General features: G+C 71.6%; 16 protein-coding genes and 1 pseudogene. 8 read left to right on the top strand and 9 right to left on the bottom strand.

The window, feature by feature from the left end; translation table 11 throughout:
* Window positions 1-3 precede the first annotated feature (3 nt).
* A complete protein-coding gene (locus tag IE265_RS16690) occupies window positions 4-2856 on the bottom strand; it encodes a protein kinase domain-containing protein (protein WP_190036357.1) in 2853 nt (950 codons plus the stop codon).
* Between the two features lie 391 nt (window positions 2857-3247).
* Here IE265_RS16690 and IE265_RS38380 point away from each other — a divergent pair.
* Window positions 3248-3369 (top strand): annotated as a pseudogene (locus IE265_RS38380) (cytochrome P450); the annotation flags it as partial.
* Between the two features lie 210 nt (window positions 3370-3579).
* Here IE265_RS38380 and IE265_RS16685 read toward each other — a convergent pair.
* On the bottom strand, window positions 3580-4254 hold the full coding sequence (locus IE265_RS16685) for a YoaK family protein (RefSeq protein ID WP_190036356.1): 675 nt from the start codon (window positions 4252-4254) through the stop codon (window positions 3580-3582).
* 285 nt (window positions 4255-4539) lie between these two features.
* Here IE265_RS16685 and IE265_RS16680 point away from each other — a divergent pair, with 285 nt between their 5' ends.
* Together IE265_RS16680 and IE265_RS16675 are read left to right on the top strand one after the other, a co-directional pair.
* A complete protein-coding gene (locus IE265_RS16680) occupies window positions 4540-4965 on the top strand; it encodes a hypothetical protein (RefSeq protein ID WP_190036355.1) in 426 nt (141 codons plus the stop codon).
* 530 nt (window positions 4966-5495) lie between these two features.
* Window positions 5496-5684, top strand: coding sequence for a hypothetical protein (locus IE265_RS16675; RefSeq protein ID WP_190036354.1), 189 nt, complete (start codon window positions 5496-5498; stop codon window positions 5682-5684).
* Window positions 5685-5967: 283 nt separating this feature from the next.
* Here IE265_RS16675 and IE265_RS16670 read toward each other — a convergent pair whose 3' ends face one another.
* From IE265_RS16670 to IE265_RS16640, 7 genes are all read right to left on the bottom strand, one after another.
* Complete coding sequence (locus tag IE265_RS16670) at window positions 5968-6438, bottom strand: GreA/GreB family elongation factor (RefSeq protein ID WP_190036353.1); 471 nt, start codon at window positions 6436-6438, stop codon at window positions 5968-5970.
* A gap of 218 nt (window positions 6439-6656) precedes the next feature.
* Window positions 6657-7940: a DUF3533 domain-containing protein gene (locus IE265_RS16665; RefSeq protein WP_190036352.1), complete on the bottom strand. Its 1284-nt coding sequence runs from the start codon at window positions 7938-7940 to the stop codon at window positions 6657-6659.
* Window positions 7941-8263: 323 nt separating this feature from the next.
* On the bottom strand, window positions 8264-8650 hold the full coding sequence (locus IE265_RS16660; protein WP_190036431.1) for a VOC family protein: 387 nt from the start codon (window positions 8648-8650) through the stop codon (window positions 8264-8266).
* Entirely contained in the window at window positions 8647-8940 is a 294-nt protein-coding gene (locus IE265_RS16655; protein WP_190036351.1) for an ArsR/SmtB family transcription factor, read from the bottom strand. The genes IE265_RS16660 and IE265_RS16655 overlap by 4 nt, the downstream gene beginning before the upstream one ends.
* Before the next feature lie 166 nt (window positions 8941-9106).
* Window positions 9107-9574 carry a hypothetical protein gene (locus tag IE265_RS16650; RefSeq protein WP_190036350.1) on the bottom strand — a complete coding sequence of 156 codons (468 nt, stop codon included), beginning with the start codon at window positions 9572-9574 and terminating at the stop codon, window positions 9107-9109.
* 414 nt (window positions 9575-9988) lie between these two features.
* Window positions 9989-10336, bottom strand: coding sequence for a hypothetical protein (locus IE265_RS16645; protein ID WP_190036349.1), 348 nt, complete (start codon window positions 10334-10336; stop codon window positions 9989-9991).
* A 527-nt stretch (window positions 10337-10863) separates the two neighbouring features.
* Window positions 10864-12591, bottom strand: a complete 1728-nt coding sequence (locus IE265_RS16640; RefSeq protein ID WP_190036348.1) for a thiamine pyrophosphate-dependent enzyme — start codon at window positions 12589-12591, stop codon at window positions 10864-10866.
* A gap of 501 nt (window positions 12592-13092) precedes the next feature.
* Here IE265_RS16640 and IE265_RS16635 point away from each other — a divergent pair.
* The 5 genes from IE265_RS16635 (at window position 13093) to IE265_RS16615 (ending at window position 20443) form a co-directional block, all read left to right on the top strand.
* Window positions 13093-13596, top strand: coding sequence for a hypothetical protein (locus tag IE265_RS16635; RefSeq protein ID WP_190036347.1), 504 nt, complete (start codon window positions 13093-13095; stop codon window positions 13594-13596).
* Complete coding sequence (locus IE265_RS16630; protein ID WP_190036346.1) at window positions 13566-14984, top strand: hypothetical protein; 1419 nt, start codon at window positions 13566-13568, stop codon at window positions 14982-14984. The genes IE265_RS16635 and IE265_RS16630 overlap by 31 nt, the downstream gene beginning before the upstream one ends.
* Entirely contained in the window at window positions 14981-16429 is a 1449-nt protein-coding gene (locus IE265_RS16625) for a vWA domain-containing protein (RefSeq protein ID WP_190036345.1), read from the top strand. Before IE265_RS16630 ends, IE265_RS16625 begins: the two co-directional genes overlap by 4 nt.
* Before the next feature lie 103 nt (window positions 16430-16532).
* The gene (locus tag IE265_RS16620; protein WP_190036344.1) at window positions 16533-17645 is read left to right on the top strand and encodes an ATP-binding protein; all 1113 of its coding nucleotides are present in this window, start codon (window positions 16533-16535) and stop codon (window positions 17643-17645) included.
* Window positions 17642-20443 (top strand): DUF5682 family protein, encoded by a 2802-nt coding sequence (locus IE265_RS16615; RefSeq protein ID WP_190036343.1) that lies wholly within the window; start codon window positions 17642-17644, stop codon window positions 20441-20443. Before IE265_RS16620 ends, IE265_RS16615 begins: the two co-directional genes overlap by 4 nt.
* Window positions 20444-20477: the final 34 nt, after the last annotated feature.

Raw genomic sequence — 20477 nt, 5'->3', positions numbered from 1 at the left:
CCGTCACTCCTTGATGTACGCGTTCAACGGCGACAGTCCGTCCAGGTCCGCCTGGAGGCCCTTGAGCCTGGCGGAGTAGAGGAACGTGCGCACCGGCACGTACACCGGGACGGCGGCGGCCTCCTCCATCACCCGGCGGTCGACGGTGGACCACTTCTCGCCCGCGGCCGCCACGTCGGTCGTCGCGTTGGCCGCGTCGATCGCGCTGTTGACCTTCTCGCTGTCCAGCCGGGAGAAGTTGGACGTGGTCGGGTAGGTGTGGCGGCCGTCGAACGAGTCGGGCAGGTACGCCGACGCCAGCGGGAGGCCGTTCACGTTCATCGGCACGCGGAACAGGTCGTAGGAGCCCTCGCCCGCCTCCTCGTAGAGATCGGACACGTCGACGTTCTTGAGCGTCACCCGGAAGCCCGCATTGTCCAGAGCCTTCTTCACCGCCTTCGCCCGCGACTCGTCGGCCGTCGTCGCGTAGCCGATGGTGAGCGGATAGTCCTTCTCCCCCGCCTCGGTGAGCAGCTTGCGCGCGCCGCTCGGGTCGCCGTGCTCCCCCGCCCCGTACAGGTCGAAGTCGCGTGAACCGGGGATGCCCGGCGGCATGAGGTGGTGCGTGGCGACGCCGTCCTCTCCACTGGCCGCCAGCACATCGGCCGCCGGATAGGCGGTGGCGATGGCCTGACGCACCTTCAGCTCGGGCACGCGTTCGGTGTCGATCGAATACACGTGGACGTAGGGGGCCGGCGATGTCACCCGGACCGTGCCACTGCCGGGGGCACCGTCCGACTCCCCCAGCCCGTCCTTGTCCAGCGAGCCGGTGAACGTCATCACCGCGGACTTCGAACCCGCCGCGCGGATACGGGACTTGATCTCGTCGATCGTGAGTGAACCGGTGATCTGATACCGGTCGGGATACGCGGTGCGAACCGGGTCGGAGTCCGGCGACCACTTCGGATTGCGGGTGAGGGTCAGGTTCTTGGCCCCGGTGTAGGAGCGGATCTGGTACGGGCCCGTGGACGGCAGGAGTTCGGAGGTCGCGGCGATGTCGGAGACCCGCTCGGGGACGGGGGCGCCGTTCGGGCCCGCGAGGACCACGTTGAAGTCGGGGTGCGCGCCGTCGAGATGGAAGACGATCGTACGGTCGTCGGGCGTCTCGATGGCACCCGGCGGCATCGCGTGCTCGTCGCCGATGCCGTCCGCGTCCTCGGGCCCGAGCAGGAAGCTGCGCAGGGTGCGGTCGCCCAGCGGGAAGTCGTCCGGACTGAGGGTCCGTTTGATCGCGTGGGCGAAATCCTGCGCCCGCACGGGCGATCCGTCGTTGTAGGTGAGACCCGGTTTGAGCGTGAACGTCCAGTCGCGTCCCCCGACGGACGACCGGCCGGTGTCCTCGGCGAGATCCCCGACCAGGCGTACGGAGCCGTCGGGCAGGGTCTCGAACGTGGTCAGGCTGCGGTAGACGAGGCGTGAGATGAGCCGGTCCGTGCCGTACCACATGTTGCCGGGGTCGGCCGTGTTGATGCCGCCGGGTTCGAGCACCTCGACCGTGCCTCCCTTCCGGGCGCCCCGCACCTGGGGAGCGGGTCCCTTCGAGTCGGCGGCGGAGCCGAGGGTGAGCGTCTGGGTCCCGGCCACCGCGGCGACCGTCACGCTCTTCCCGCCGCCCGGTCCGCTCTTCCCGCCTCCTTCCTCACCGTCTCCGTCGCCGTCGAAGGGGTGGAGGACGGTGAGCCCGGCGACGAGCGCCGACACGGCGACCGAGGCGACGACCCACGCGGTACGCCGTCCGCGCAGGCGGGTGGCGGGCGGCCGTTTCGGAAGGGGCGGGGCGAGCACGTACGAGGTGGTGTCTCGGCTCGCGGGCACGGCGTCGGCGGCCGGATGCCGACCCGCGGCCGGAGTTGCGGCGGAACGCTGCTGCCCGGCGGCGCCACCCTTCATCTCCGGGGCGACCGGCGGCACTTCGGGCCCCGGTGCCCCCGCGGCGACGCCGGGCCTGTCCGTGGCCGCTCCGGGCGAAGGGCGCGCCGACGGGCCCTGGGCCAGTCTCTCGAACTCGGTTCTCGCCTCGTCGGCCGTCGGCCGCCGGCCGACCGTCTTCGCCAGCATCCGCCGCACCAGCGCGTCCCACTCGGGAGCGATCCCCGGTCGCCGGACCGACACCGGATCCGGAGTCTCGTACACATGGCAGTGCATGAGCGCGGGTGCCGACGTGGCGTCGAAGGGCGGCGCGCCGGTGAGCATCTCGTGCACCATGCAGCCCAGGGCGTACACGTCCGTACGGCCGTCCTCCGCGCCTCGCGTGAAGCGCTCCGGCGCCATGTAGGCGAGGGTGCCGATGGGCGAGTCGGCGGTCGCGGTGAGACGGCCGCTGCTCGTGGCGTCGAGGAACGTGGCGATGCCGAAGTCGAGCACCTTGACCATGTCCTCGCCCGTGAGCATGACGTTCGCGGGCTTGATGTCTCGATGCACGATGCCGGCCGTGTGCGCGGTCGCGAGGGCGCGGCAGATCTGCGCCGCGAGGACCGCGACCCGCTCAGGCGGCAGCGGGCCTGTCGCGAGGAGCTCGCGCACGGTCCGGCCGGAGAGCAACGGCATGACCAGATAGGGGACTTCACCGTCGGCCCCGTGGTCGAAGACCGGCACGATGTAGGAGCTGTCGAGCGCGGCCGCGGCCCGCGCCTCCCGCCCGAACATGGCGAGCAGCCGCCCGCGTTCGACAGGGTCCGTACCCGGAGGCAGCCTGAGCAGTTTGACCGCCACGGCACGGTCGAGCCGCCCGTCCCTGGCCCGCCACACCACACCCATGCCGCCCGCGCCGACCCGCTCCGTGAGCGTGTATCGGCCGTCCAGGACCATGCCGCGCATCCCCACCCCCTCGGTCGAGCAATTTCGATCTCAATGTACCTACGCAGAAGTGGAGTTGAGAGGTTCCGCGTCAGGTGTGAAACCTGGCCCGGAGCGGCACGGAAGCACACACCGGACGGCGCTGCGCGGAACGACGATCCGGCGGGCGGCGGCGAGCGTGTCCCCGTCGTCGTGGGCGGAGACGAGGGCAGAGGGCAGAGGGCAGAGGGCAGAGGGCAGAGGGCAGAGGGCAGATCGTCCCCCTGCCGGGCCCGCTTGTCCTCGACGATGCCGTGGAAGAAGCCCCGCAGGCTGCCCACCGCTTCCTTGGCCCGGTGCGGTCCGGCCGGGTCGGGCACGACCAGCGCGTCCGTCCGGGCCCGGAAGTCGGGCCGGTCCCGGACGGGGCCCGGTGCACCGGACCACGGGGACGGACGGCCTGCCGGCATGGCTCGTGACGCGGTACGACGACGTCGGGCAGGCGCTCTCCGACCCCGGCCGGCCCTGGACGAACGCCGTGCGGCGCAAGGGTCGGCGAACGCGGCCGCGGCGTCAAGGGAGTCGATGTTGTCGGGAGCCTTCGTCATGACTCATGCCCAAGCGGACTGCCACCGCGGATCGGTCGCCCGCGGTCCGCCCTCCGGCGGTCGCCGACTCCGTCGAGGGGCAGGCAACTCGACTACTGGAGGCTCCGGTTGAGCCCGGGCCCGGCAGGCCCTTCACGACGTCGGCGCCGGCCGTGGTTCAGCCGATGAGGTCGGGCGCGAGCAGCCGGTACCGTGCCAGGACCACGTTGAGTCCGGCGATGATCAGGACGGCGGCCGCGACGGCGAGCAGCGCGCGACCCGTTCCCCACGGCGTGATGAGGGTGCCGAGGACGCCGCCCGCGAAGATGCCGAGCACGGTCGCGACGAGCCGGACACGGATCGTGTGCCGGTGCGGTGTCTCGGGAGTGTCGCTCGTGAGGCCGTGGATGAGGCGGATCAGCGACACCTGGAGCAGCAGCGTCGGCATACCGGGAACTGCCGCGCGCAGTGCGGTGTCCGCGCGCATGCCCATGGCGAAGGCGACGATGGCGATGACCAGGTTGTCCGGGTCCTCGGTGAGTGAGCCGGAACCGTTGCGCGCCAGGGCCGTCGCGCCCGCGACCGCCAGGAGTGCTCCCTCGCCCGCCAGGGCTGCCGCGAACCAGTGCCTGCGGTGCGCGACGAGGCGGCTCGTGAGGAGGGATCCGGCCACCGCCCCCAGCACGAAGGCGAGCAGGGAGACCACGGGGCGCAGGGCCGACGACTGGCCCTCACCGGCGACCGCGAAGGACAGGAACAGCACATTGCCCGTGGCCAGCGCGGTGAAGACGTGCCCCATGGTCAGGAAGCTGATGGCGTCGACCGCCCCCGCCAGGACGGTGAGCGTCGACATGACGATCGTCTGCTCACGTTCGCGTCGACGAGCCGACGACGGCGACGGCGACGGCGACGGCGACGGCGACGGCGACGGTCGGGATTCTTCGTCCATGGGCTCAGTCTCGGGATCGCGTCCGCTCACGCGCCGGTGTCCGGGGCGACACGCGAACGCATGCCGCGAATGGCCGTCCGCGCGGTCCGGCCCTCACCGCGCCCACGGACATCCCCCGGCCCGAGTGTCAGTGCCACCTCCTACGCTGCACCTCGAATCGAACTGCGCGAGACGAGGAGAAGCATCACCATGGGTGGCGACTGCTGGACGCAAACAGGCCCCTACCAGCCGGATCTGGCAGCCGCGTTCCGCCGGGCCCAGGAAGTGCAACTGGCCGAGGACGACCACGGGTTCACCGGAACGACCGTGGAGGAGCTGTGGCGGGACCCCGAGTGGCACGAGTACATCTTCACCGGCGGCACGGGCACGGTCCTGGACCAGCCCGGGATGATCGACGCCGGTGACCTCTCCAACGACGGCCCCTACATGCGTCCCCTGACGGACGAGGAGGTCAGGGCCTGGGCGCCGGACGGACTGCCGACCTTCGCCGACTGGGAGGCCGCGCTGGACTCCGGCCGGCTGGACTTCCCCGACCGCGGGCAGGGGAGATGCACGGTGCTCCATACGGACGGCGAGCCCACGCACATCGGCTACTGGGGAGTCACGTCGGACTAGCCGTTCCGCCGGAGCCGCACCGCACGGCTCGTGTCCTCACCGAGGATAAGTAGTCCATAAGGGCGAGGCCCGTCCCGGTTGCGCCGCGGACGACCTCGCGCTTGGGTTGAGTGGTCTGTAGCTGTTCCGGGAGCCGCCATGTCGTTGCCGTCGCACAGTCCCGGCCCGTACGGCTCAGCGGGTGTCGCGCCGAACCGGCCGCCGGACCCGCCTCCCCGCATTCCCACCACGGGCTCGGCCCGTGCGCTCCTCCCCGGTGGTGGACCGTGTCGCCGCCGGGCTGCCCGATCGGGCCGGGCGACGGACAATGAAGGGCAGGCCGCCTCCGGCACCACCACGGACGGGACGGACCCCGGCAGACGCGCCGCCCCTCGGTCCGTGGCCGCTCCCCACCTCACCGAGCCGCCGACAGGCCCCGGCATCCTTCACGACCAGGACCCGGCACCGGACCGCAGGAGCACTCCTGACCCGTCGGAACGCACACGTGTACGGACCGACACTCGGGTACGCACTGGGAGGAGCACGTACACATGACGCATCACCACAAGTCCAACGCAGAGGTCGAGGGCGATCCGGACTACGGTCACAGCAGGGGAATGCCCCGGCGGCCGGACCAGGACCAGCTCGACGAGCGGACGGTACGTGCCCGGGAGGAGCTCGGCCTTTCCGCGAGCGCGCCCGAAGGCGCCGAGGGGAGCCGCATGCCCGGCGGGGCGTGACGCGAAGCGCGGCACGACCGACGGAGGGACCCCGAGGGCACGACCGACAGCGGGGAAACAGCGGACGGAGGCCGACCGGACAGGTGGACGGCACGGTGAGGCGGACACCCGCCGAACCGTGCCTGTCACCATGCCACGGACCACTTGGCGCTAATCGGCATCGCTGTGACGCCGCCGGTGCGGCGGTCGTCATGACGTGCGCGGGCGCGCAGCCGCCGTGGCCTCGACCGGGCCGCCCACCGACGGGAACGGCCGATCGGGCGGCCTGCCGGCGGAATGCAGGTCAGCCGGTCGGGCCGCCGATGGAGACGACCGTCGCGCTCTCCTCCCCCTCGGGAGCGTCGTAGACCACCGAGTCGCCCGGCTTGCCGCCGAGCAGCGCGCGTCCGAGCGGGCTGTCGGCCGTGACCAGCGTCCGATCCACATGCGCGGCCCCCGCGCCGATCTGGACCGTCTCCACCGAACCGTCCGCGAAGCGCACGGTGACCGTGCTGCCGATCCCGACCTCGTCCGTGGCGGGCGGGCCCGCCTCGGCCGCCTGCCGCAGCCGCGTGTCGATCTCCTCGATGCGGGCGTCGAGCCGGTCGAGGTCGTCGGCGCGCTGCAACTCGTCGGCCTCGTCCGCGCTGTCCCCGACCTCGTCGGGGTCCTTGAGAGTCGCCGCGACCTTGGCCCGTTCGGCACGGACGTCGTCACGCTCGTCCTCCAGAGCGCGCCGGGCGGCATCGCTGATCGGTGCGGGTTCGCTGGTCATACCGACTCCTGAGTTCGACAGCGGCGAAGGAAGCGAGTGGAGCTGATGCGCAAAACACCTGAAAGAGCACCAATTTCGACCATATTAGATCCGCGTCCGCGGCGGCACCGCCCCAGAGCCGGGCCCCGCCTCGAACGGCGTGCCGGCGGACTCCGCGCGCCGCCCCGGCGTCTCGCCGCCCCGGCGTCGCGCTGCCCCCGCTGCCCCGGCGCCCTGATTCAGCCGGGCTGCGGAGTGAGGCGCTTGTGGCCCTTGCGGTCGTAGTAGCGGGTCATCGCGAACCCGAAGAGCAGTGCGGCCGCCGATCCGACCGCGATCATCAGCCAGGCCCGGCCGAGCCCCGCGTCGGCCCGGGCGTCGAAGTACAGGATGGCCCGGACACCGTCGCTGAGTTGGCGCATGGGCTCGAACACGGACAGGAAGCGGTAGAAGTCGGGAACCGCCTGCAAGGGCACCGTGGCACCCGACGACGGCAGGCCGAGCACGATGAAGACGAACATGGACACGAGCTGCCCGATTCCGCCGAAAGCCGCGTTGATGGCTTGCACGCCCAGGCCGACCGCGAGGCTCGCGCAGTACGAGTAGACCCACAGGAGCGGCAGGTGAGAGGCGTCCATGTCGAGGATTCCGATCGTGACCAGCATGACCAGCGTCGTCGTCAGGGCGGCGATGCCGGCGGACATGGCCATCTTCAGCAGCAGGGTCTGGGTGCGGTTGATGGGCACGGTCGGACGGCGGGTGTGCCACGGGCCGATCTCGTTGTCGGCGTAGCCGAGAGCGGTGTCGACTCCGTTGCTGATGACGTTGCCGCCGAGGAATCCGCCCAGCACGAGCAGCAGGGTGTAGTAGAAGGCGCTCAGCCCCAGGCCGCTGTGTTCGCCGATGGGGTGGCCGACCTTGGTGACGACGGCAACCGGGTCGGCGATGAGCAGTTTCGCGGTGCCGCCGGGCTTCGCGTCGGCGGTGGCCTCGGTGAGCTGCTTGCCGATCGTCTGCGAGGCCTGGTGGGCGGCCTGTGTCGTGATCTGGGTGGCCAGGGAGGAGCCGAGGCTCCCCTTGCCCGGGTTGGTCAGCACGGTCAGTGTCGGTCGGGTCGAGGCGTCCGCGGTGGTGAGCGCGGTCACCGTGGCGGTGAAGTCCTCGGGGATGACCAGGGCGCCGTAGATCCTGCCGGTGTCCAGCTGGTCCTGGGCCTGCGCGCGGGTCAGCACGCGCCAGGCGGCCTTGTCGGAGGTGCCGGACGCGATGGCCCGGGCGAGCTGGGTGCCCACGTTCTGTCTCTGTCCGGGCGGCGGCTCGCCGTCGTCCGCGTTCACCAGGCCGATGGGGAGGTCGTGCAGTTCCCGGCCGGGGCTGACGACACCGCCCATGTAGAGCAGGGACAGCAGGAACGCGAGCAGTCCCGTGAGGACCGTCGGCACCAGCCACAGCTTGGGGCGCCGCACGAGCGTGGCGGCACGCACCTGGACGTCGGCTTCCGGAGGGGTGCTGTCGGCGGCCATGACTCTCCGTAGTTCTGGGACGGCACGGGTCGGCGGAGGCGCGGGGCCGTGCCGAGGGCGCGGTGATCGCCCGTGCCGTCATCATGGACGCGGGATCGCACGGCCTCTCGGGCGACTCGCCGGAGGCCCTCACCGGCTCGGCACCCCTGGACACGCGTGCGCGCAGGAGCTCAGGGGGCCCGAGTCATCACCGCAGCCGTCACGCCCCGTGCGCGAAGGACCCGCACTCCTCGGCAGCCGCGGACACGGCTGCCGGCCCGCCCGGCGCGCTTCGGGGGCGTCCCACCCGGTGGCATTCGGCGCGCGCCAGGCCTTCCGGCGGTCTACGCGCCGTGCACGATCTGGATCAGATTGCCGCAGGTGTCGTCGAGGACCGCGGTGGTGACGGGCCCCATCTCCAGCGGCTCCTGGGTGAAGTACACCCCGAGCCCGCTCAGCCGCTCGAACTCCGCCCGCACGTCGTCCACGGCGAACGAGGTCGCCGGGATGCCGTCCTGGACCAGTGCGGTCCTGTACGGCTGCACCGCGGGGTGACCGGAGGGTTCGAGGAGCAGCGCCGTCCCGTCGGGGTCCTCCGGCGAAACCACGGTCAGCCAGCGGTCCGTACCGACCGGGACGTCGTGCTGCTTCACGAAGCCCAGCACGTCGGTGTAGAAGCGCAGGGCCTTCTCCTGGTCGTCGACGAAGACGCTGGTGAGGTGGATCTTCATGGGGTGCTCTCCGGTGCGTCGGGTTTGAGCCATCGGGTCACGATGCGCTCCAGGGGTTCGGTGCGGAGGTCGTGGAACTTGTAGCGGCCCTGGCGTCGCGACACGACCAGCCCCGCCGACTCCAGTACGGCCAGGTGCTGGCTGACGGCCTGCCGGGACGAACCCAGGCCGTGCTTGGTCGTCAGCCTCGCGCAGATCTCGAACAGCGTCTGACCGTTCCGCTCCGTCAGCTCGTCGAGGATCTTCCTGCGGGTCGGGTCCGCCAGCGCCTTGAAGACATCCTCCGCCATGGCCCCACCATAGGCAAGTAGCGACTTGCCTATCAAGCCGGTCCCCCGGAGCCCTCCGCACACGCGCCCCGCGCAGGTTCACCGGAGGTCGGCGAACCCGTACTCCACAGGGGGTACTCACGGCGGCGTACCCCGATCAAGGTGGTGCGGCCAAGGCCGACGCGTCTCAGATGTGGGCCCTGACCTGCCGCACCGGATGCCCGAGCGCCTCCCCGATGACCGTCAGTTCCTCCTCGCCGAACCAGGTCCGGGCGGGGTTCCAGATTGCTGCCTCGAATCGGGCGAATCCGCAGGGCCAGTCGTATTCCAGCGCGTTCAGCGTGGTCGCGGTGCCGCAGCAGGGAACCACGGTGGCGAGTGTCGTGAAGCCGTCGTCGCAGTGGGCCTCCAACAGGTCGGCCCACCAGTCGACGCCGATGGACCCGCCGCAGTGCGGGCAGCCGATCCCCTGGAGGTTCCCACCGCAGTCGACGGCGGTGATCGTGTCGTACCAGGTGACGTCGATCTCCACCTCCGCGCCGTCCGGCAGCCCCGGTGCCAGGTCCTCCACGAGTGACGCCACCAGGTCGGCAGCGGCCCGCGTGGGCTGCCAGTGGGGGTCGGTCGGTATGACGGACAGAACGTCGTCGCTCATGACGCGTCACTCCTGGAGCACCCTCGGCAGCACGGAGGGAGAACGTACCAAGGGGCGCCACGGGTCCCGGCGGCGGTGGGGGCGGCCGGGACCAGACGCCCGGCCGGCGGCGGTCAGTCCTCGCCGAGGACGATCGTGGCGCCCTCCGCGGCGCACTCGTCCTCCTCGCCCGCTGCCGGCAGCGTCTCCGCCAGCATGGCGGGCCGGCAGGTGCGGACAGGTTCCCCGCTCATGTGCTGACTGGTTATCAAGCCGCTCTCGGCCGCTGACCCGTTCACCGTCGTGCGCCCCTCTCTCCGGTTGTCCGGTCGGTTTCCGGCCCTCCGCGCGCGGCGCGTGGACCCCTGTGTCCGGGTACCCCCGCACGGTCGCGCGAGGCACTGCTTCGCACGGCGCACGGGGCGGGCGCCCCGTTCAGTCCGCCTTCGTCAGGAGCCGCAGGTCGACCTCCTTCTCCTGGTCCCCCGACGCGGTGCCGGCCTCGTTCACGGTGAACGCGCCGTCCAGCGCCGCGCGGAGCCGGTCCACAGCCACGTATCCGCCCTGGAGCGTGGCGCTGACAGCGCCCTCCAGCGCGGTCGGACCGGTCGTGATGCGGTCCTCGGTGGGCTCGAACTCCGCGGTCCACACGGAGGGGCGACCCCCCGACTGGTCCTGGGCCACACTGCGGGCGGGCCTGTCGGTGGGAAACGCCGTCCGCAGGACGTCGAACACGGTGGTGACGTCCTCCGGGGACGTGGCGGTCAGTGACACGGTGACCATCGGGCGCGGTCCCTTCTCTGGGGTAGGACTCCGGCCGCGTGTTCCGCAGCCGCTGCTCTCCTCGCGAGCCTGTGCTCGCTGCACGCAATCCGGGACCACCCGTTCGGCGGTGTGCGGGCTCGTTCCGGACCATCGCGCGTGCGCTGTCGGCGCGGGCCCCTCGCCGTTCCTGACGGGCCGACCTGCATCTGTGCGGCCGGCCCCTCGCCTTCAGCGTTGCGCACCCCGGCTCCCGCGTCATGCGCAGCGGGTGAGGCGGGTGACCCGCCGGAGGCCGCGTGCCGGCGGCAGGACCGCATCCGGTGCACAGGGTTCTCCCTTCCTCGCTCGGTCGGGGGCGTGGCGGGGCATCGGGCGCGGGTACCCGGTGAGCCGACGATGACACGGTCGGATCCGCCGCACCTCCCGTGACCCGTTCGGGTGATCGCCGTCCGCGCATGCCCCTCCGGGCACCCCGGACGTCCTCACGACCAGGGCCAGGCAACCGCCTCTTCACCCCGTCCGCGCGACGGGCCCGCGTGCCCTCGTCAGTCCTCGCGGCTGGACAGGACCTCCTTGACCTTGGCGATGGCGAAGCCCCACCCCTGCGCGACCGTGGGCCTGCCCGGCACGGCCACCTCCTCGGGATTGGTCAGCACGTCGAGTACGACCGGTCCCGGCGTGTCGAACGCCCGGCGCACGCCGTCGTCGAGTTCCGCCGGGTCGGTGACGCGGATGCCGGTGAGCCCGAGAGCCGTCGCGACCGCTGCGAAGTCGGGGTTGTCGAGTTCCGTGCCGAACTCGGGCAGACCCGCCTGCTCCTGTTCCAGCTTGACCATGCCGAGGCGCCGGTTGTCGAAGACGACCAGTTTCACCGGCAGCCGGTACGTCCTGATCGTCATGAGGTCCCCCAGCAGCATGCTGAGTCCGCCGTCGCCGCAGAAGGCGACGACCTGGCGGTCCGGTGCCCACAGTTGCGCACCGAGGGCCTGCGGCATCGCGTTGGCCATCGAGCCGAGGTTGTAGGAGCCGATCAGTCGACGGGAGCCGCTCATCGTGACGAACCGTGAGAGCCACACGGTCGCCATGCCCGTGTCCGAGGTGAACACCGCGTCCCGGTCCGCACGGCTGTCGACCGCTGCCGCGAGGGCCTCCGGGCGGATCTCGTGGTGGCGGTTGTCCAGCGCCGCGCGCAGCTTCCCGGCCAAGCGGCGTTCGTGGCCCGGGTCGGCGAGCCGCCGCTGTCCTTCCTGCCAGGGGGCGAAGCGGTCCCGGCAGTCGTCCAGGTGCGCGCGGTCGGGTATCGCCTTCAGCAGGGGAAGCAGGGCCCGGAGGGTGGCTCCGACGTCGCCGGCGAGGCCCACGTCCACGGGTACCCGGCGGCCCAGGTGCTCCTCCCGGGCGTCGATCTGTACGACGCGGCAGTCCTTCGGATACCAGTCGCGGTACGGGAAGTCGGTGCCCAGCATCAGGAGTACGTCCCCCTTGGCGAGGGCGTGGGAGGCGGCCGGGTTGCCGATCAGACCGGTCTGGCCGACCTGGAAGGCGTTGCCGTCCTCGAAGCCCTCCTTCGCCTTGAGGGTGAGCACCATGGGCGCGGCGAGGAGTTCGGCTGCGCGCAGCACCTCGGCCCGGGCGTCGCGCGCGCCGCGTCCGACGAGCAGGGTCACGCGGGAGGCGGCGTTCAGGAGTTCGGCGGCCTCGGCGAGCGCCGGGTCGTCGGGCCGGGTGACCGCACGGTCGAGGGCGAAGCGCGTCGGGCGGTCCTCGGTCAGTTCCTGGTCGCCCAGGTCGCCGGGGACGGTCAGCACGGCGACCCCGTCCTGGCTGACGGCGGCGCGTACGGCGGACTCGAACATGCGCGGCATCTGGTCCGGGGAGGTGACAGTCGCTCGGTAGACGGCCACGTCGCGGAAGAGCAGGTCGTTGTCGACCTCCTGGAAGTACTCGCTGCCGAGTTCGGCGAGGGGGACCTGACCGCAGATCGCCAGCACCGGGGTACGGCTCTTCGCCGCGTCGTAGAGCCCGTTGAGGAGGTGGACGGAACCCGGTCCCACGGTTCCCATGCAGACTCCGAGGTTCCCGGAGAGCTGCGACTGGGCGCCCGCGGCGAAGGCCGCGGCCTCCTCGTGCCGGCAACCGACCCAGTTCACGTCGTCGGTGGTGCGGATGGCCTCCGTCAGTGGGTTCAGGGCGTCCCCGACGACTCCGAAGACGTGCCTGACGCCCAGTTCGTTGAGTGCGTCGACGATGACGCGGGCAACGGTACGTGCCACAGCGGTGCCTCTCGATCGGTCGCGGGCGCCCGGTCCGAGGGCCCGCGCTCAGCGGATGGAGCGATACGGGTCGTCTGCCTCCCGACCCGGTTTCCCAGGTCTCGGGGACCGATGCGGGCAGGCGCCCGGACTTGGGCCGCTCATGGGGTCGTTGGCGGATTCCGCTCGGCGGGGACGGTGTGATGGCCGGGCCGGCCGCGTCGGGCCGCGTGGCGTGGCATCGGGCCGGACCGGGTCGCGTCGGCCCGGGTCGCGTCGCGTCGCGTCCGCCCGGTCGAATCGAATCGGATCGGATCGGTCGCGTCGGGTCGTCCGGCCGCGGAAACGGCATGCGGGGGTGCGGGGCGGGGCGACGCGGGCGCACGGATCGGTCGTGCCCGTCGCCGTGCCGGAGCGGGAGGTCACCCGACGGGAACGGCGTTGTCAGTGGTCGCCCGTATGTTCATTCGTGTCCCGCCGATCAGGCGTGGACATCCCCCTGGATGCATAGGAGATGGTGCGTTGTCGCACTGGGAGAGGTCGAGCACGGCACGCGTGATTCCGAGCGCACGGCCGCGGAAGCTCGCCAAGGTCCCGTTCGTCGAACTGGCCGACGGACGTCTGCAGGGTGTCGTGTCCAGCGGCTCGGACATCGAGCGGGTCTACGTGTCGTCGGTCGCCGTCGGTACCTTCGCGTTCGCGTGCAGCACCAACAACAACCGCCCCTGCGGCGGCGCCCGGGGCTCGTTCTGCAATCACATCCGGGCCCTGGTCACCGAGGCGGTGCTGCAGTACGGGGCCTCCCGCGTCGCCCGCTACCTGAAGATCGACACCGGCACGGGTGAGGCCGACGCGCAGACCCTCACCGGCGTAATGATCAACTCGCGGCCGGCGCAGGGCGACACGACGGCCGCCGCGCCCGTCTTCAGCAGATTCCTGCGCCACTTGGCCTACTTGGAGCTCGCGCCCACCACGGCCCCGCTGCCGGAGATGCAGTGGTTCCCGCCGACCAGGGCGGTGGCATGATGCGCGCCGACCTCCTCAGCGAGAGCGTCGACGGACTGGACGAGGCGCTGGCTGCCGTCGACGCCTTCGACCGGGTCCTCGTCACCGGACTGCTCAGGCCTGGGCCCGCGCAGGCCGCGGGTCTCGCGGAAATCGCCCGGGCCGTCACGGGAACGCCGCTGGCCGCCAAGGTCTCAGAGGCTGCGGAGAAGGCGTCGGCCGGTGCCGCGGGCGAGGACCACTTCGTCGCCCTCGCGGCCGCGCGTGCGGCGCTGCTCGGCTCGGTCCACGACGCTCTGGCCGCCCGTACCGAGGAAGCGACCGGACGCCCTCGCGGCGAGCAGGGCACGCCCGAGCCCGCCGGACAGCAGCCCGCCAACCTACTGGCGGCCGCCCGCTCCTGGCTCTCCGACCTGGCGCGCCGCGGATGGCGGGGCCTCGACCACGACGTGGTGTCCGGTGCGGCACACGTGGTCTCCGCGATGCTCCCGGACCCCGGACTTCGCCGCCTGGCCACACTGCTCGACGGCTTCGCGGCCGAACTCGCCGCGTCCTGCCCCGGTGCGACGCTGGAGCGCGTGCCGGAACGGCGCTGGGCGGACCTGTGGTCGCGCGGGATGCTGCTGACGCTGCCCGGCGCGGCACAGGTGCCCGTGACCGGCACGGTGACCGGCCGTCTGCTGCCTCTCGGCGTCGACCTGCAGGAGCACGCGACCGCCGTACAGGCACAGGTCCACGCGGTGCTCGAACCCGCGGAGGGCGGCGCGTCCCGCCTGGTGCGCGCGAGCGTGTCGGTGCCGAAGCCGGACACCGTCGTGGGAGCGGGCCTGTGGCAGTTGCTGCGCCCGCACATGTCGCTCCTGGCGGCCGTCGGAGAGGGGTGCTCCATGGACCTCACCGACATGCCGGTCACCGTCGAGGGCGACCTCATATGGAGTGACGCCCACGCACGGCAGGGTGCGCCCGCCGACGCCTTCGCCACCGCCCGCGTCGCACTGCCGACGGCCGCCGACTCCTACGTGGCACCGCTGGACCGGCACCCGGCGCGCCTGGTCGTACCGGTGTTCCTGGAGGGCTACGCCGTCGGCGGGGACGACGACGCGGTCGTCCTCACAGCGGCAGGCAGTCCACTCGTCGTCGACACGGACCGCATCCCGTCCGCGGGCCCGTTGACGCCGGAGGCCGTCGCGGCGTCCGGCGCGTGCATCGGGCTGCTCCGCTGGGACGCCGGGTCGTTCCGCGTCCAGCCGTTGGCGGTCGAGACCACGGTTCGGAGGAAGGTCGTCCCGCTGCATGCCGGAGGCTGGGCAGGCGGCACCACCGACAAGACGGGCGTGCGGGCCGAGAAGGCGGCCACCGACGCAGTGACCGTACTGAGGGAGCGCGCCGGAAGGTTGCTGCGGAAATGACGGAGCACACGACCGGGCGACCGGTGGACGACGCGCAGCGAGAGGGCCACTCGGCCGACCCTCACGAGAACCGCAGGCAGGTCCTGTACTGGCGGCTGCTGGCCCGCCTCTTCGACCCGGAGGAGCAGGCCGGCCTGGAGTCGGCGAGCCTCGCCGTCGTCGAGGACATGGGCCTGCCCTCCGCGCTGCTGGATCCGCAGGCCTCGGTCGACTCGATCGTGCAGCGCCACCCGGAGCTGGCCGCCGAGTTCGACTCCCTGATGGTGCCGGCACCCGACGAGGACGCCACCTCCGGTCGAGCCGCCGAAGTGCGGCGCGCGGCACTGGTGTCCAAGGTGCTGCTCGGCGTCTTCGCCACCGGCTCAGGAGCGGTCAGCGCCGGAGAACTGGCGCGCTGGCAGTCGGACGCCGGCTGGCTCGAACGCGCACTGGGTTGCGAGCCCGGCGGGTTGCGCGGCGGCCGCCCGGGGGCGGGAGCGAGCGGCGCGGGAGGGGGTACGAGTCCTGTCGGCACCGGCGGGCGCCGTACGAGCCCCGATCTCAGCCGGCTGTTCCCGGAGATCGGCCCGGAGCTGGGCGCCATCGAGGCCGACCTCGTGAGGCGGATGCGTCTGCGCGAGGTGCTGGCCGATCCCCGGCTGGCCGCGCAGCTGACGCCGAGCATGTCACTGATCGAGCAGTTGCTCCGGGACAAGGGCAATCTGTCGGGCGTCGCCCTGGCCAACGCCAAGTCGTTGATTCGCCGGTTCGTCGACGAGGTCGCGGAGGTGCTGCGCACGCAGGTGGAGAAGGCGAGCGTGGGCGCTCTGGACCGCTCCGTCCCGCCCAAGCGGGTCTTCCGCAACCTCGACCTGGACCGCACGATCTGGAAGAACCTCACGAACTGGAGCCCGGAGGAGGAGCGGCTGTACGTCGACCGCCTCTACTACCGGCACACCGCCCGCAAGACGACACCCCAGCGGCTGATCGTCGTCGTGGACCAGTCGGGCTCGATGGTCGACTCGATGGTGAACTGCACCATCCTGGCGTCGATCTTCGCCGGGCTGCCGAAGGTCGACGTCCATCTGATCGCGTACGACACGCAGGCACTGGACCTGACCCCGTGGGTGCACGACCCCTTCGAGACCCTGCTGCGCACGAACCTCGGTGGCGGCACCGACGGCACGGTCGCCATGGCGCTGGCCCAGCCGAAGATCGCGGAGCCCCGCAACACCGTGGTGGTGTGGATCTCCGACTTCTACGAATGGCAGACCGAGCCGCTCTTCGAGAGCATGGCCGCCATTCACCGCTCGGGAGCGAAGTTCATTCCGGTCGGCTCGGTGACCAGCTCCGGCCGCGGGAGCGTCAACCCGTGGTTCCGCGAGCGGTTCAAGGACCTCGGCACTCCGGTGCTGTCCGGCCACGTCCGCAAGCTCGTCCATGAGCTCAAGACGTTCCTCACCTGAGCGTCGCCCGCCCGGTGCCCCTTGCCGCTCCGCTCTCCTCCCTTCCTCACCTCTTCGTCTGTCGTCACCCGTCCTCATCTGTTCACGCTTGAAAGGCCCTGACATGTCCGAACTGCTGCGCGCCCCCGCCGAGATCAAGTACGCCGAGGAGCTGGACTGGCTGGAGTCCGTCGACGACGGCCCGAAGCCGTTCTCCTGGCGTCTGTCCCCGAAGATGGTCCGCCTGTTCGTCCTGGGCTCCGAGCGCTCCGACGGCCTGGACCGGGAGATCTCCCAGAAGTGGTTCGGCGACCGCAGTTTCGTCGAGCGTTCCATCGTCACGCTGGCCTCGGACCGCGGCCTGCTGCTGATCGGCGACCCGGGCACCGGGAAGAGCTGGCTCGCCGAGCTGCTGTCCGCCGCGATCTCCCGCAACTCGACACTGGTCGTCCAGGGCACGGCCGGCACGACCGAGGACCACATCAAGTACTCCTGGAACGTGTCGATGGTCATCGCCAAGGGCCAGTCCCGGGAGTCGATGATCCCCTCGCCGATCATGAACGCGATGGAGACCGGCTCGATCGGCCGTTTCGAGGAACTCACCCGCTCCACCAGCGACGTTCAGGACGCGCTGATCTCGATCCTGTCGGAGAAGTACATCTCCGTGCCCGAACTGGACAGCGACGGCATCGTCTTCGCCAAGCCCGGCTTCTCCATCATCGCGACCGCCAACAGCCGCGACCGGGGTGTCAACGACCTCTCCTCGGCGCTCAAGCGCCGCTTCAACTTCGTCCGCATCCCGGTGGTGACGAACAAGAAGAGCGAGGCCGAGATCGTCCGCTTCCGCACCGAGGAGCTGCTGCGCCGCCACCAGCTCGAACTGGAGGTGCCGCCGACGCTGCTCGACGTACTCCTCCAGAGCTTCGCGGACCTGCGCGCCTCGGCGGCCGCGGCCGGCAGCGACGACGAGAAGCTGGAGTCCGCGCTGTCCACGGCCGAACAGATCGGCGTACTGGAGGACGCGATCCTGCACAGCAACTTCTTCGGCGAACGCGCCCTGTCCGCCCACACGCTCGCCTCCTCGCTCGTCGGCTCGCTGGCCCGGCGCGAACCCGAGGACCTGGCCATCCTCAACAAGTACCTGCACGGAGTCGTCGAGCCGCGCAGCAAGAAGGACGGCGGCTCCTGGCCGGAGTTCCTGGAGGGCGGCCGCGACGCGATCGCCACCCTGTCATGAGCGGCGCCCACGAAGGGACCTTCGACGCGCTGCGCTCCCAACTGCAGGAGGCCGCCGCGACCTTCGCCGACGGTCCCGACGCCCTCGAGAGCATCCTGCTCGGCCTCGTCGAGGACGTCGACCGCGCGGTGAGGGAACCGCTGGAGATCTTCCCCGTCTGCCACCACTCCCCCGCCTCGGCGATCGCCATGGCACGCCGGCTGCGCGAGAAGCAGCCGAAGGTCGTGTACCTGGAGCTGTGCGAGGACATGGCGCCGCTGCTCACCGAGCTGCGCAACTGCAGGCTCCCGGTGGCGGTGCAGGCCTTCGCGTCGGAGACCGACGGGTTCCCCGCCGACTGGGCCCCGCTGTCGGTGGTCGCGCCGATCACGGAGGCCTCGGCCGAGTACCAGGCGATCGCCTACGCCCTCGACACACCGGACGTCGAACTCGTCCTCGTCGACCGTTCGTCCGACCACGTCTTCCAGTGGGACGCCCGCGCCGAGGTGCCCACCGAGCCGGCCGACCCGGACGCGCCGCCCGCCGAGCAGGAGGCGGCGCTGCACGGTGACGCGGTCGGTGTGGAGATCGGCGACCTCCGTCCGCGCTTCGCCGAACTGGAGGAGCACCTGCTGCGCCACGGGAAGGTGCGGCACTGGTCGGAGTGGTGGCACCAGTACGTCGAACTTCCGCTCGGCGACGGTGACCACGACACCTACCGACAGGTCATGCTGCTGATCGGCAGCCTCTTCCGGCGTCTGGCGCCCGGCGAACCCCACCGGGTACAAGTCGACGAGGACCGCGAGCGCTACATGTGGACCAGGATGCGTGAGCACCTGGCCGCGACCGGCACCGATCCCGCGGACTGCCTGTACGTCTGCGGCGCCTTCCACGCGTCGAGCCGTGTCGCGGAGTTCGGCGTCCACGGCACCGACTCCTTCGAGATCGGCCCGCGTACCGCCACCAAGTGGCAGCACGGTCTGATCCCGTCGAGCCACTCGGCGATCGAGGCGCAGTTCGGCCTCGCCGCCGGCTCGGTGTCGATCGCCGCGACGCTCTGGGCGAAGAACATCCGCCGCACACGCGTGAAGCCCTACCGCCTCGCGGGGCAGACGGGGGCCAAGAAGTCCGGAGCCCGGAAGGCCGTGCCGCCGGCGGCTCCCGTACCGGCCCTGCCGCCCGCGGACAGGCTCACGGGCTTCCTCCGGAAGCCGCCCGTCCTGGACCGGCTCGACGAGGCGGAACTGCTCGGCTGGTCCGTGGAGATCGTGCAGGCGGCACGCCGCAACGGCTATCTCGCGTCCACCGCCGACGCCATCGCCGTCTTCGAGACGTCGATCCTGCTCGCCGGGATGCGGGACCGGGCCAAGCCGACGCCGTACGACTTCCAGGACGCGGCCGTCACCTGCATCGAGAAGGACAGCGTGCCGGGCCGCCGGGACGTCCGCCGCCTCGTGGAGATCATGCTCGGCGGCGACCGGATCGGCCAGGTCGGCTACGACGCCCTGCCGCCACTGGCCCGCGATGTGCACGACCGGCTCGCGCCGCTGAACCTCAGGCTCCAGCAGCGCGGAGTGCAGCGGGCGCTGCTCGACATATCCGGTCGGCCCGAACTCGAGCAGTGCTCCGACGTGCTGTGGATGCTGCGCTACCTGATGCCTCAGGGCACCGCACGGCCGATCATGGGTGAGCGGAAACTCGGCGAGCGGCCGATCCAGGAGTCGTGGGACCTCGCGCTCGGCACCCACCAGCGCGCGCTCATCGAGCTCGGCTACGAAGGCGTCAGCATCGAGCAGGTCCTGGAACAGCGTCTGCGCCGCAAGGCGTACGCTCCCCGGGCCACCGCCGCGACCGTCCTGGAGGCCGTCGAGGACGCGACGCTCCACCTGGGCGGCCGCCGCCTCGCCGACGAGCTGGGCACCCGGGCCCTGGAGGTGCTGGCGGGCGAACGGAGCGTCGACGGCGCGCCGGAGGTACTGCGCCGGGCGCGGCGGCTGCTGGGCCACTACCGCACCAGTGAGCCGGTGCTCCCCCCGTGGATCGAGTCCTTCGTCAAGGCCGGTTACGCGCACTACTGCACGCTGCTGCCGACGGCGTTCAGCGACGAGGACGCCACGGTCCGGCAGGTGGCGGCGATGCTGGGCTTCCTGTTCAGCATGGAGGGCCTGGCCCTTTCGCTCGGCTGCGACCGGACCCAACTGGAGCTGGCCGTGGCCCAGTCGCACCCGCAGGACCCCGCCAGGACCGCGCTGCTGTGGGCCGCCCAGGTGCACCTCGGTCGCCTCTCCCGGACGGAACTCCGTTCCAGGTGCGACGAGTTGCTCGGCAACCCCTTGGTCGTGCCCGCCTACCCCCGCTATCTGAGCGGCTTCCTCCATGCCCTGGAGCCCGTCCCGGGTCTCAGCGACTTCGTCGTGGAGGCGGTGTCCAACGCCTTCGGCCGACTGCCGGACCCGGTGCTCCTGCCGTGGCTGCCCAGTCTGATCACCAGTCTGCGTGCCGAGGGCGCGGAGCTGGCCCCGCTCCTGATCCGTGAGGCAGGACGGATCTTCCCGGGCAGGCTCGCCGAGCTGGACGCCTGGGTGCCGCCGTGGCTGGCGCAGCCCATCCCGCAGACGACGGATGCCTCGCGGCAGGCCGAGGGCAGCGCGGGCGTGGCGCTGCTCGCCGCCCACCCGGGGACGTGCGACGCGGTGGCGGGCCTGCTGGGCTGCGACGAACCGTGGCAGGTGACGGAACCCGGCCCGCGGGGCGCGGCCCTGGTCGCCCGCCACCCGGACACGGCGACGGCCCTGGGGGCGCTGCTGACGAGCGCGTGACGGGGCGGCGGAAGCACCCGGAACACGGCGGCAT

Source organism: Streptomyces fructofermentans (assembly GCF_014651055.1).
GTDB lineage: Bacteria > Actinomycetota > Actinomycetes > Streptomycetales > Streptomycetaceae > Streptomyces > Streptomyces fructofermentans.
Note: the sequence above shows the minus strand (reverse complement) of the source record. Positions and strands in the feature narration are given on the sequence as shown.

Bases quoted from the DNA above. Each gene is read 5' to 3' on its own strand.
- IE265_RS16690 (WP_190036357.1), bottom strand. From the start codon at position 2,856: ATGCGCGGCATGGTCCTGGACGGCCGATACACGCTCACGGAGCGGGTC.
- IE265_RS16685 (WP_190036356.1), bottom strand. From the start codon at position 4,254: ATGTCGACGCTCACCGTCCTGGCGGGGGCGGTCGACGCCATCAGCTTC.
- IE265_RS16680 (WP_190036355.1), top strand. From the start codon at position 4,540: ATGGGTGGCGACTGCTGGACGCAAACAGGCCCCTACCAGCCGGATCTG.
- IE265_RS16675 (WP_190036354.1), top strand. From the start codon at position 5,496: ATGACGCATCACCACAAGTCCAACGCAGAGGTCGAGGGCGATCCGGAC.
- IE265_RS16670 (WP_190036353.1), bottom strand. From the start codon at position 6,438: ATGACCAGCGAACCCGCACCGATCAGCGATGCCGCCCGGCGCGCTCTG.
- IE265_RS16665 (WP_190036352.1), bottom strand. From the start codon at position 7,940: ATGGCCGCCGACAGCACCCCTCCGGAAGCCGACGTCCAGGTGCGTGCC.
- IE265_RS16660 (WP_190036431.1), bottom strand. From the start codon at position 8,650: ATGAAGATCCACCTCACCAGCGTCTTCGTCGACGACCAGGAGAAGGCC.
- IE265_RS16655 (WP_190036351.1), bottom strand. From the start codon at position 8,940: ATGGCGGAGGATGTCTTCAAGGCGCTGGCGGACCCGACCCGCAGGAAG.
- IE265_RS16650 (WP_190036350.1), bottom strand. From the start codon at position 9,574: ATGAGCGACGACGTTCTGTCCGTCATACCGACCGACCCCCACTGGCAG.
- IE265_RS16645 (WP_190036349.1), bottom strand. From the start codon at position 10,336: ATGGTCACCGTGTCACTGACCGCCACGTCCCCGGAGGACGTCACCACC.
- IE265_RS16625 (WP_190036345.1), top strand. From the start codon at position 14,981: ATGACGGAGCACACGACCGGGCGACCGGTGGACGACGCGCAGCGAGAG.
- IE265_RS16620 (WP_190036344.1), top strand. From the start codon at position 16,533: ATGTCCGAACTGCTGCGCGCCCCCGCCGAGATCAAGTACGCCGAGGAG.
- IE265_RS16615 (WP_190036343.1), top strand. From the start codon at position 17,642: ATGAGCGGCGCCCACGAAGGGACCTTCGACGCGCTGCGCTCCCAACTG.